Origin of the sequence: Pseudobutyrivibrio xylanivorans (assembly GCF_008935055.1) — a bacterium.
In the GTDB taxonomy this organism is placed as follows: domain Bacteria; phylum Bacillota; class Clostridia; order Lachnospirales; family Lachnospiraceae; genus Pseudobutyrivibrio; species Pseudobutyrivibrio xylanivorans_A.
Map to the genome: position 1 here is coordinate 1,981,773 of NZ_CP043028.1, position 12,962 is coordinate 1,994,734.

A 12,962-nucleotide genomic window follows, 5' to 3' on the forward strand; every position below is an offset into this window, starting at 1 on the left:
AATCAGCTCTTACCATTCGCTACGTAGATATTCATAATTGGATCCCCACAAGCAATATATTTCTGTTCATACATCTTAAAAACTCCATTTTTAATTATTTCCGTATGACATCTTGGGTTTAGGTAAACTATAAATGTATTCCTTGGGCATCTAGTTACACTATCTTCAATCTGACTGATTACAGATTTAAATACATTTCCCACAAATGGATTATTTAGAAAAAACACATTATAATTGTCTATATCAGAAAATATAGTAGCATCCTCATTATATATGACCGCAGGAATACCAAGTATCTCCATGTTTTTTCTAGCCTTAATTACTATTTCCTCAACTAATTCTATTCCAGCCAAATTATCAATTCCATTAATATAGGCATCAAAAAGAATTTGCCCTTTCCCGCAGCCATAATCAAATAGATTTACATTTTTATCTAAGTTCTTTATAGTCTGAAATACTTCGTCTACCGAAATTGTATCAAAAGGAGTGCTTATGCTGTTATCAGTTCCAACATAAATATCTGGTCTATCATTAGCTGTTGTGTTACCAAAATCAATTTCCATATTATTAATCTGTAAGAAATCTATATAGCTTACTCCTATTTCATGTCTAATATCATATAGGTTATCATTTTTCTTGTATCCATACATATCTAAAGTTTTTTGTACAAGAGAAAAATCTAATATAGTCGATAAAACTATATATTTTTTATTATCTATATAGTTAAATAATGTCGATCTGTACATTGATGGACTACCACCAATAACTAAATCACATCTATCGTCTATGATATATGCAACATTAGCGTTATTATCCTCTGCTTCCAGTAACCATTTTATAAAAGCTCCGCCCTTTGCATACCCCCATATAATAAACTCTTTTTTCTCTTTAATTGCTTTTTGTTTTAGTTCTTCAATATACAAATATAAATCGTTCAATATGTGTTTATGACGTTGTGTTCTCTTCATATTTCTCTCCCATTTTTTCCAATACTTTTTGTTTTATATCTATCCAATAAAAGTATTTCGTACCCTTTTTGTCTAAGATATTTTCTATATCCTTATTGTATGAATTCATAGTAACTATTATTGCATCAACATTCGGCCAAACATCATCTGGTGAAATCACTTTGACCGAACCATCCCCATTGAGTGCTCTATCAATTGCGCAAATAATATTTACACCAATATGTTTATTTGCTTGTAAAAACTCCTTCCCGCATACCCCAAAGCCGTAAATTACTATATTTTTAACTCTATTAGTATCAAAAAAAGTTTTTACACTATCAAAAAAACTATCTCTATATATTTTACCAGAATAGCAATTCCTCTCCTCCGCATAAAATCTCCTCTTATAATCCAATCCACTTTTTCCCAAGAAAACATACTTTACACCATCATTGGTCATTTCCTCAAGGAAATATGAATATACTAAAAATCCTGGCGAGCACTTCTTGTATTCCGTGTTGTAACTAAAATTTTCAAAATACACCACGTCTTTATATTTACAATAAAATAGAATTGCTACTAATTCATTATCTCCCAATAATTTGATTGCATTTGTTACGTGATATTTTTTTAAATATTCATCTGGAGATAAATTGTATTCGGTACCATGTGTACACTTCTTCCAAAGAAAATATGTCTCCACATCTGACGGCTCTATTTTATCTACATTTTTAATACAAAATTCTTTAAAACACTCCTTTAAAATTCTTCTCTTCCTTTTTAATGTATGTTTTCCTTTACTTCCTAATCTATTCAATAATTCATCTGACGAACTTGGCAATCTTATCATCATATCGCCATGTAAAATAAGCTGATTATGATAGTCATTCAATGCAGATCTTACATCTATTGAGGATATATTTTTTTCTGCATCAAAAATAGTCTCAATAAACTTTTCAAAAACACTTTGCGGAAAATATTTTCCCCACACATTTATTTCTGCAACCGCGCCATCAATATGGTATTGAAATTTGTATTTTATACCTTCATGAATAATATATGTATCATTTACATCATCAATATATATCAAATCCAATCTGTTATATATTAAATTGTCTGAGTCAAATACTATTTCCCGCATGACCTTCTCACCAATATTAAACAACATTCATCAGTTCTTCTATCGTCATATACTTACACTTTTTTTTCTTCAATTTTTCAAAATCTGCCTTGGGAGTTGTTACTATAACTATATCAACTTCCGGTAAAACATCATCAATTGTGTATACAAAGAATCCAGTATTAATTTCTGTTGCATCTTTATCTATTCCATATGCTATTTCGATTTCTGTGCCTTTTAATTCTGCTATTATATGTCTTCCGATATTCCCTAGACCGTATATCGCAGCACTTTTTACATTTAAATCCATTAGTATAGTTGCAAATGTGTGATTTTTCTCATATCCTTTCAATAATTTCTCATATATACCTTCATAGAATTTTAATTGTTTAATTCTGTCATCTTGTTTTTTTATTCTAATGCTCTTACCTTTTTCTACTATTCTTTTGCATTTTTCTATTCCTTCATTATCTAGATTATTACCATCAATAACTCCTCTTTTTAATGCATCTAGATACTGATATTCATATATTTCATCAGGTTCAAGATACATTCCTTCCCCCCATTCATTCCATGCATTAACAAACAAAAACTCATTATTCTTTAGTTTACTAATGTATGATAGATTTTTCATTTGCTCATAGAATAATTCTGGCGTACTATCCTTAAATATAGAACCTCTTTTACCTCTACGTGGGCTATCATCATATCCTGGTGTTCCACAAAATAATACTTTTTCTTCAGCAATCGCTGCACTTGTAACTATCTGTTCACAAACTTGCTCATATTGAGTGATTTTATCCAAATATAATCCAACATTATTTGATTCGAGAAGTAATATAGCAGATGCTGCTTTGAACGAGGCATTAACTCCAACAAAATAAATGCCACTAAAACCATTTTCTACCGCTAATTTTTCCCAAACTAATGACATTTCATCTATACAATATATATCCAATGGTTTATAGACAATAAACAATGGTTTATTATCTATTTTTATATATCTTTCATCTTTAAAAAAATCTAAAAGATAATTAAAATGATCTATCCACTCTTTCTTTTCCCCGTAGTTTTGTTTCAATAATATTCCATCACCCTTAGGACGTTCTTCAATATTTGAATTCCAGCAAACTCCATTTATAGCACTCCAAGTTCTAATCCAACTTTCATTAGCCCATGTAAAGCAAAATGGCATATCAATATCCTTCCACTGCAATAAATTTTCTGCTGGTTTTTCCAATATTTTTCTTCCATCTTCAAAATAGTAATGATAAAAACTCTGACCATAAACATTATATTTTTTCATCAACTCAGCCTGCCAACTCATTGTCTTTTTGTCTAGTAAATTATAATAATTCTTGTTTAATGGTACATGAGGCTGATAATGACCATCAAAATACTGTTTTGCCCCCTTTACTGCTGTCCATTCAGTGTATCCTTCCCCCCACCATTCATTATTCTCTTTTATCTCATGAAACTGAGGGAGATACATTGATATTACTTTTAACATAATCATTTACCCCGACATAGTAATCCTTATATTAGATCTATCCAATAATCATTTTAGGTGTAATAAAAGGTTTCACATAGTTATGTAAATACTCCTCATTTCTGTTAAAACCGCATACATAATCACCAAAGTTTTTTTCCATTTGTTTAAAAGCAATGACTTCAAAATCTTTAAATCCGAGTTTTGCATAGTATTCGTCAATTGATAAGAAATTCTTATAATATGCCATATATACACAGTATAATTCCTTACATGCTCGCCAAGAAACGAAACGATATGGTATTGGAAAATCAAATACCCACTCAAAATCTATCGCATATGCATTACCTGTATCGTCTATGATAATGTTTGAGAAAAGTAAATCTATATTAGTTATTCTGTAACTCATTGAATTCTCGACATAAATGTCACCAAATACTTCTGTAAAGCTTGTCGTCTTTTCAAATTGAATTAAATTATCCTTATCAGGTTGATAATATTTATTTATCAATTCATCAACACTTTTTATAAATTCATCTGAATCATTTCGATACTTATATAATATTTCAACAAGTGTTTTACCTTTGATATAGCCCGAATAATACTTCCCTTCTTTAATGAATCCACAACCTTTTTTTAACATATTATTCGCAGGAACCCAGTTTTCTTCATTCTCTTTTATTCTTTTTATATGAGAAAAAGCCTCCTCTGTTAGTGCCGATTTAACAACTCTAACACCATCTTCCGTATTTGTTATCTTTGTCGAAATACGATACTCACATTTTCTTTCTCTATTATACTTAGCAAATAAGACATCTTCTTCAAATTCTTTCCCCGCTATTATTAAAAATGAATTAGACATATATTCAAACATTCCATCCGAAGAAATCTGATCATTTGCCACATCCTCCATAAAATTATATATACGCGTCTTAGAATAATTGGTTTTATATGTCCGTATATCTCCTGGTTTCGGTAATATATCCTGAGAATATATCTTCATAGGCAGCTTATAATCAGGAACTGGATAGTAAAAATTGCATTTTAAAAGCCCCACTTCTTTTAGCATTTCCCTAAGCTCATTTCCAGAGAATGTTCTAACATCATGACATCCCACATAATCATTTATTCCAACATATGGTTGCCCCATATGGTCTTCAGGTGCTCCATTCAAATATTTCAGCCCAATCTTGTTTTCAATTGCAATTATTATTTTCCCCTTATTTGATAAATGCTTTTTCACAATTCTAAGTAGATTCGTGTAAGGGTGTTTTCCATGAATATAAAGGCCTGCATACTCCAATACTCCAATCAATGTAATAACATCATATTGACCTAGCTTCTTCTCCACATCTTGAAAATTACCTAAGTATATCTTTATATTGTTCTTATTCTTATTTCTTTCCGCATTAATAAGTGTCCTTCTCTGAGATAATTCTACACAATCCACTGACTTTGCTTTATTAGATAAAACACTTGTTACTGCCCCACATCCCGATCCAATTTCAAGCACTTTACTATTTCTATCTATATTACACCATTCAATTATATTCTCTCTTATATCTGATAAATGATATAAAACAGCCCACTCGTTGCTACTATGTAGAATCTTACTCTCCTCATTCATGACTATGGCATCATAAATCGTATTCTCAATGCTCCCATCTGAATACAGATCCTCTCCAGGATAGAATTCATAATCTATAAGAACACCTCCAACTGAATTTACCATTTTTCCCATAGCATTCTCCTATAATCTACACCCATATTGATTAAATTCTCTTCTACAGATTTTGCTATACTCTCATCTTCTATGGCTATAATAACTCTACTTTCAGAATTAATTATTTCACTAGGTGACTCTATGCATCTTCCAAACATTGGTTGTATTCGTTTATAGTTTTTATCCACCCAGTGCTCAATTGTATATTCTGAACTCAATTCATCATATATAAGTTTTCCTATTTTTCCTGCACCATAAATAGATACTAGACATCCTTTATCTATCTTCTCTTGCAATTTATATATGCTATCTCTTAAATTCTCTGTTTCAACCTCAATACCACATCCAGTAAACAATTGAATATATAATTCATCAAATGTCTTTTCTGTCCACTTTATAAGACCTTGCTGAGGTACGATGATATCGTTGCCATTTAATATATTGTTATAATGCCCATGCCATCCCCTTGTTTTATTTTCAACCATATATCTTGGTTTTCTATCATTAAAAATCTTTTTATTGGCATGCTCATATGATCGTAGTGGATAGTGCCTATTTAATATTTTCAACGGAAAGACTTTCGGATCATCAATTTTCGCTAAATGCCCACCTGATTGTTTTAAATCAATATTCTCACATTTCTTCCATGTTTTTGTCTGTTCAAAATGAGCTTTTCTATGACCGAAATCAAACCAAGTATCTTTCATAAAAATAGAGCTATCATCACGCTTTGTCACCTTAAAATCTATCACGGTGTTTTCTATCAGGTTATATCCCAAAGAATCAATATAATATATCGCCTCTTTTAACGTCACACCTTTCCACGGAGCAACTCTGTATTCATCAGCGTCATAATGAATATACCAATTATAATTTAGTTTTTTGCTTATATTTTCAGAAAGCATCAGTTGATTATACCAATCATAATAATCTTTTCTTTCATTTTCAGGATACCTTCTTCCAAAAACCCTTTGAGGAAAATTATTAACTAATTTTTTTATAATTTCATACGTTCCATCAGTCGACCAGTTGTCTATAAGATATACATCTATGCCCTGTGACAAAAGATACATTGTCGTCTGTTCTATTACATCCTCCTCATTATAAACATGTATTATGGCCAGCACTTTAAATTCATCAGGTACCTTGCGATAACAAAAACTAAAACACGGCCCATAAAAATTAACTTTTATATCCTTGTCTAATTCTGAAAGACAATAACCGCTAGCTTCTACACTATTATCTATTGTCAAAATAATATTGTTTTCTTTCAATAATTCTATAATATGATTTAACTCAGTCTTATCCCCCACCATTTTATTCAAATATACAACAGCATTCGCAGGTTGTGCTTTAGAAAGATTCTTCACCCTTGTTTTTAAATATTTATCTTTTATAAATTCAACTTCATCATTTGCATATATAATATCGCTTCTATTGCATTGAAGGAATCTAAGTAACAATGTGGAAAGATTTTTTTCACCTATAGAAGAAATACCTCCCGCCATAAATAGACCTCCTCTTACCACCATGCATCTGTATAAACAATACATTTTTTTATTTTATATTCCTTTAGAGTTTCCAATACTTCATATACTTTTTCTATTCCCACAGCAATCACAATATTGTACTCATCCGACAGTTTTACCATTTTTTCAAGTGAAATCACTTTTATTCCACAATAATAATTATCTACTTTATTTATATCTCTATCGGCGAAAAACTGTACATTTTGCGAATGACTTTCATAATATAATTTACCTATTTTGCCTGCCCCGTATACCACGCTCTTTTCAGTAAATTCTTTTTCCTCTACCATTTTTAATACATCTATTTTCTCTTTTAGTATTCTTTTATTCTCCTCAGACATTTCACTGAAATGCAATATATGAAAATATATTCTGCATAACTTTTCCGGTTTATCGCCCAATAATTCAAGTATCTTATCAAGGTATTTTAGTTTCATTTGAGCATTGCTTTTCTGCACATCATAATATCTTGTTTTTGACAAACTATTACTATGCATACGATAATCATATAAAACATCATTTATATAGCCTATACTTCCGTATCTAAAATACACTCGCAACCAATAGTCATAATCCTCCACCAAAAACATTTCCTTATCGTATTCTCCCACTTCTTTGAGAATTTCACGCCTATATAAAAAACATGCTCCTACAGCATTATTTACCAGCATATTTTCATTTTGGTAGAGTCTACTTTCTCCTTGAAGTGCCCCCGTTTCAGAAATAAATTTCATCTTTGCGCAGACCATCATTTCAGTTTTATTGTTTTCTAGGAAAGTATACATTTTCTCAAGAGCATCAATATGATAGATATTATCATCGGATGTCCAGGTTAAATATTCGCCTGTTGCTATTCTAAATCCCTTATTAAGTGATATGGGTATCTTTAGGTTTGTTTCATTATTGACTATATGAATTCTATTATCTTTATTAGCAAATATCTCGATTATCTTGCCTGTTTCATCAGTTGAACTATCATTGACAATAATTAATTCCCAATCTTTAAAGGATTGCGCGATTATACTTTTTATTGAATCACCAATAAATTTTGAGCCATTATATGTTGGTAATACAATTGATACTCTCGGCATATTATCCTCCACTCATATCACTTTACTGTACCAATCCAAGCTACAAACAAACCGTCTGCCTTTTTATTTTCGTAACTAATATCATTGTTAACTTTAACCTCAGAGCAATATTTTTCCATTATGCTTCTTAACTCATTTATATCAAACCATTGCTCCCATTCACCAATGTCCAATTGTCCTAGCTTTTTCTTATTTTTATCAACAACTACTATTAATCCACCAGCTCTTGTCACCCTACTCATCTCTCGAATGGCACTATCTATATCAATAGAATGCTCTAAAGCTTCACAAGTATATACACAATCAAAATAATCATCTGGAAATTGTATATTTGTTAGAGTTCCCTGTTTACATTCTATCCTCTCATCATTTATATATTTCATTACATAAGGGGATATATCAACAGCATAGTAATTATTAAGTGGTAAATCTTCTATGATTCTTTTTAGATAACGTCCTTTCCCACAACCTATATCTAATACTTTCGCTTTACCCTTTCCTATCGATTTTACTGCTTCTAACACATTTTTATATCTATCGTCATTCTTTGAAATTTCATCTATAAACGTATCACTATCCATATTAAACTCAGCAAAATTTTTATAATATAAAGCATCTAAAAAATATTTACATGCCCAACTTATTTCTCTTGAAGGAAAATAGGAATTTTTTTCATCTAAATTGTTCTCAGATAAATAACTTCCAAACCAGCCTCCACTTTCATTTTGGAGTTTACAAGCGTATTCAAACGCTTTATCACCATTTTCTATCTTCCCTAATTTAAACCAAACTAAAGCCAACTGAAATACGCCAGTCGAACACACCCAATCTACATTATTAAGCGCAGGTATAGCGCCTGATTCTTTCTGAAATTTAGAAATACTATTCATTGCCTGCTCGCACATATCAATTTCACCAATATCAAATAGTGCTTCCATTAGATACGCATAAAAATGTGACAATAAACTAAAGTTCATTATTTTATCGTAATAATTCTTCCTATAAAAGCCCCATATTTCATTAGCTTTCTCAATAAACTCTGGTCTATTTAAAACTCGTCCTGCCTCTATTATTGGTGAAATACAATAAATATGTATTACTTCATCGCAAATGTTTTTATCATCACCCCATGCTTCTTTTGAAGGCGTTACAAGACGTCCTTCATTAGTCATACATGATAATATCCATTCACATCCACGTATAATGTTTCTATCTACACTAGGAATAATCTCACGTATAGCAATTAAACCCTTTAATATTTGAGCGGTGTCAAAAATATATGGATTTTTATCATACGCATCATACCAAGAGCCGTCTTCTTTCTGTATTGATATTAACCAATTAGCATATGAAATTGCTAACTCTCTATATCCCCATCTTAACAATGTAGGAATATAATATCCCGTCACTTCTGGGTAACTCACAAGACAATCAGAGGTAACTCTTATCCCCTGATTAAAGATGGAATTGTTCTTAATCCAATTAATTGTTTTCTTATAGATTGAAATGTAATCCGGCCTGTTTAAAAGCTTTTCTCGAATAATCTCAAAACGAAGTTTTTCATATGAAGTATAATCAAACCCATTATTTAATAGCTGATCTTTGATTACATCAAAATACTTTTCTTTTACACTTATAACAATCTGCCTTCCGTAATAATTATTCTTTGCATCATCAAATCTATAAACAGGAATCCCTTCGATATCATTACAGGATGGATTGTTATCCAAAAAGCATTCAATATTTTCTTTTCCTAGAAACTTAATCGCTTCCTGTCCACAAACCCCAGCTCCAAACAATACATAACCCATACAATCTTCCTCAATTGTTTCTTGATAACACCACTTGATTTGTACACTTCTACAGCTCGTTTAAATATTGCAAGAAATCTTCTATCAAAGTTACTTTCTTAAATCCTTTTTCAATCAATTTTTTATAAACGTCTTCTCCACCCGCTGTCACTACTGCAATATCTATATCTTCAAAATCATCAACCTCTTCCATCGGACGAGCATAAATACAACCACATCCAACCCCTCTTGTATCCATTTTTATCGGCACTTCAATTCCTATTGATTCTAAAAGAAAACATACATTTCTTCCAACATAGCCCATTCCATATACAGCGGCATTTTTTATACTTGTCTTAATCTTTTTATTAGCGCAACTATGGTATGTATCTCGTATACTTGCAATTAATGGATTCATTTGTAATTCATAAGTATTATCTTTTCCATTCTTCTGTTTCTCTATCATTATTTTTATAAAGTAATGATAAATCCTAAATAAAAGTTCTTCGCTATAATTATTTTTTCCAATATTTATCTCTCTCTTTTTTTTCATTACAACCTTATTAAATACCCAATAACCATTATTCTCTCTCTGGTTTGGATACAGTTCAAAGTCCACATAATCTTCAAGTAATTTACAAACATCAATTTTTATGTCTTTTCTCCATATTAAAAAAGTTTTTTCATTGTTATTTAGAGATAAATTCCATTGATGTAATCCCCTATAATGTTCGTTCTCAGCTTCATTTTCATGATGTCTTAATATAACCTTTCCGCCTACTTTACATATATATAGAAGCTGATAAATTCCATCAATTGCTGAAAAACAATGATCTAAGGAATTACTCATATGCACAATATCAAATGAATTTGCAGTATATTTTTTATCTAATAATTCTACAAAGCATGTTTCTACAGTTATTCCGTTATCTATTTCATTAGCTCTCTTCAAATATTCGTATACTTCTGCAAGAGGATCCACATAGGTAGCCTTTAATTTGGCTTTTTCTGATACTAATCCACATCTTGAAAATGGCCCGCTCCCCACATCTATAAATTTAATTTCTTTTCCACATAGATTCTCTGGAATATCATTTTCTAAAGTAAATTTTTTTTGGGGAGAAATAGTCTCATTAAAACCATAGAAAGACACCCCTCCTTCAGTTCTCATATAATTATCCCAAAACTCAATTTCATCTTCTATTCCACTTAACCATTTATCGACATACTCTGTATATCCGGTTATATTATCTTTCATTATCTTCCTCACCCATCTTTTTAAGTGCAATTAAATGTTCACGAGCATTGATAATGGTTGCAGCAAGTTTAATAAAATCACTATTTGTTAAATTATACTGAACACTATTGCTTTGTATATGAATATCATACTTCGAGTGTTGTTTAGAATACCCATCATTTAACTCAATTTGAATCCTTTCTCCAGAAATATTAAACTCACCAATATCCCTAATTTTTTCCCCCATATATCTTCTCCTGTATATATATCTGATTTTCTTTATTGATAAAAACCCCCTTATCTATAGGTTCTGTAACGACGTAATTATTTTTTTTTAAATATTCCACCAACTGGGTTAAATTGGTCTTTTCATCAAAGGTACCAAACTCACTTATAATAAATTCTTTATATTTCTTGCAATTATCATATTTTTTGTGCATTAGACAATGATATAATGTCGCATATTTATAATTTAATTCATCTAATCTATACAACCCATTTTTTAGTTTACGCTCCATAAGCATAGTGTTTGCCCATTTATTATCATAATATCCATCACCTATTACACGAACATCTATTAAGATTCTTTTATGATTAATAACAGTAAAATAATTAAAGCAACGAGTATTATTATTAAGCGGCGAAAGATTAATTTTCTTTGCTATGACTTTTTCGTCTCTGCACAATATATCTAAATCTTCACCTTCATGTATTCCATCTATGCGAAAAGGTCCCCTTAATATTACATATTCAATTTTATTTAATTCTTCGATAAATTGATTAACTGTATCCCACATATGCTTTTTATTGATAACCTGTTATCCAATCCGGATCACAATATTTACACAATTCATATCCATGCGGATTGATTGTTGATTCACTAAAATTAAAAATATTTCCACATTTTTGTGTAGCGTTACTATCAAAACAGCACCCTCGTAATGAACCGTCCCACATCACTGCAATTTTTCTTTTTCGCAAATAATAACAATTTCTAATCCTATTATTAACCTCAATTTCAGAATATTCTGTTCTTCTACTTTCTACATTTCCTCCCCAAGAATGTGATGTAATATGTCTTATATAAGGATGCGTTTTAGGATTATTAATTCCCAATTCTTTAAGCCATTCGTATGCGTCTTCAATATTATGCTCTAATACTTGTCCATAGAATACTATTCCATTTTTTCTCTGAAAACTATTAAATAATTCTAAGAATTGAAACCACTTTTGAACTGATTCTTTAGTATGAAATGAAATATATATAATCGATTTATCTACTTTAGATAGACATTCCAACAATTCCTTCCCAACTTTATTATCTAAAAGTAAACCGTTTGTTGAAATACATATATTTGCCCCTATTTCCGCTAACCTCTCTAAATAACATAATAACTTTGGATGTAATAGAGGTTCTCCCATACAATGTACTGCTATGGTGTCATCTTTATATGGAGGTATATACTTTAGCGCTTCTTCAAATACATCATCACTTATATATCCTTTATGGAAGGATAAAACTGAATTAGGGCAATTGGGACATTTTAAATTACAATTATTCGTTAGTTCTATAGACGAGATATCTGGAGTACATATATTATTCTTTTTGAACTCAATGAATTCTTTTGCATGTTCATACGCCTTTATTTTCCCCTGTTCTTTAAACTCATTCATCCTTGTTTTATATTTCTCTAGATTAGTTTCTCCGACTATGAGTGCATTATCATAATTAAATAATATTTCACTCAAATCAATTGGCTGTAATTCATTATTTTCATACAAGTATGTCTCGCCTTTTATATCTAATTCTTTAACAAAAGCTAACATCGAATCATTTTTTACTGAAATAACGAACTTATTTTCCTTTTTACTGACTAATTCCTGTAGCTTGTTCAATGTAACCACCTGTATATCATTTACATAATGGTTCCATTTCCGCCTATCATTATCATAAAATACAACATCTTTTTCCTTATAATATTTATTTACTAATTCCTCACCTTTTTTACCCGCTCCAAATATAACAACCATACTTC

11 protein-coding genes are annotated in these 12,962 nt (G+C 30.6%); all 11 read right to left on the bottom strand.

Annotated features, from left to right (window positions below; translation table 11 throughout):
• Positions 1 to 2 precede the first annotated feature (2 nt).
• From FXF36_RS09025 to FXF36_RS09075, 11 genes are read right to left on the bottom strand one after another with little or no spacing between them, the layout of a single operon-like run.
• The gene (locus tag FXF36_RS09025; protein ID WP_151623441.1) at positions 3 to 968 is read right to left on the bottom strand and encodes a hypothetical protein; all 966 of its coding nucleotides are present in this window, start codon (positions 966 to 968) and stop codon (positions 3 to 5) included.
• Complete coding sequence (locus FXF36_RS09030; protein WP_151623442.1) at positions 946 to 2,115, bottom strand: GNAT family N-acetyltransferase; 1,170 nt, start codon at positions 2,113 to 2,115, stop codon at positions 946 to 948. The genes FXF36_RS09025 and FXF36_RS09030 overlap by 23 nt, the downstream gene beginning before the upstream one ends.
• The gene (locus FXF36_RS09035; protein ID WP_151623443.1) at positions 2,105 to 3,577 is read right to left on the bottom strand and encodes a glycoside hydrolase family 99-like domain-containing protein; all 1,473 of its coding nucleotides are present in this window, start codon (positions 3,575 to 3,577) and stop codon (positions 2,105 to 2,107) included. The genes FXF36_RS09030 and FXF36_RS09035 overlap by 11 nt, the downstream gene beginning before the upstream one ends.
• 37 nt (positions 3,578 to 3,614) lie before the next feature.
• Positions 3,615 to 5,297, bottom strand: a complete 1,683-nt coding sequence (locus FXF36_RS09040) for a class I SAM-dependent methyltransferase (RefSeq protein WP_151623444.1) — start codon at positions 5,295 to 5,297, stop codon at positions 3,615 to 3,617.
• Positions 5,282 to 6,787: a glycosyltransferase family 2 protein gene (locus tag FXF36_RS09045; RefSeq protein WP_167511343.1), complete on the bottom strand. Its 1,506-nt coding sequence runs from the start codon at positions 6,785 to 6,787 to the stop codon at positions 5,282 to 5,284. The genes FXF36_RS09040 and FXF36_RS09045 overlap by 16 nt, the downstream gene beginning before the upstream one ends.
• Before the next feature lie 14 nt (positions 6,788 to 6,801).
• A complete protein-coding gene (locus FXF36_RS09050) occupies positions 6,802 to 7,899 on the bottom strand; it encodes a glycosyltransferase family 2 protein (RefSeq protein ID WP_151623446.1) in 1,098 nt (365 codons plus the stop codon).
• Between the two features lie 17 nt (positions 7,900 to 7,916).
• On the bottom strand, positions 7,917 to 9,710 hold the full coding sequence (locus tag FXF36_RS09055) for a methyltransferase domain-containing protein (RefSeq protein WP_151623447.1): 1,794 nt from the start codon (positions 9,708 to 9,710) through the stop codon (positions 7,917 to 7,919).
• 49 nt (positions 9,711 to 9,759) lie between these two features.
• Complete coding sequence (locus tag FXF36_RS09060) at positions 9,760 to 10,947, bottom strand: class I SAM-dependent methyltransferase (protein ID WP_151623448.1); 1,188 nt, start codon at positions 10,945 to 10,947, stop codon at positions 9,760 to 9,762.
• Positions 10,937 to 11,173 carry a hypothetical protein gene (locus FXF36_RS09065; protein ID WP_151623449.1) on the bottom strand — a complete coding sequence of 79 codons (237 nt, stop codon included), beginning with the start codon at positions 11,171 to 11,173 and terminating at the stop codon, positions 10,937 to 10,939. The genes FXF36_RS09060 and FXF36_RS09065 overlap by 11 nt, the downstream gene beginning before the upstream one ends.
• Complete coding sequence (locus FXF36_RS09070; protein WP_151623450.1) at positions 11,157 to 11,723, bottom strand: hypothetical protein; 567 nt, start codon at positions 11,721 to 11,723, stop codon at positions 11,157 to 11,159. The genes FXF36_RS09065 and FXF36_RS09070 overlap by 17 nt, the downstream gene beginning before the upstream one ends.
• 7 nt (positions 11,724 to 11,730) lie before the next feature.
• Positions 11,731 to 12,957: a radical SAM protein gene (locus tag FXF36_RS09075; RefSeq protein ID WP_151623451.1), complete on the bottom strand. Its 1,227-nt coding sequence runs from the start codon at positions 12,955 to 12,957 to the stop codon at positions 11,731 to 11,733.
• Positions 12,958 to 12,962: the final 5 nt, after the last annotated feature.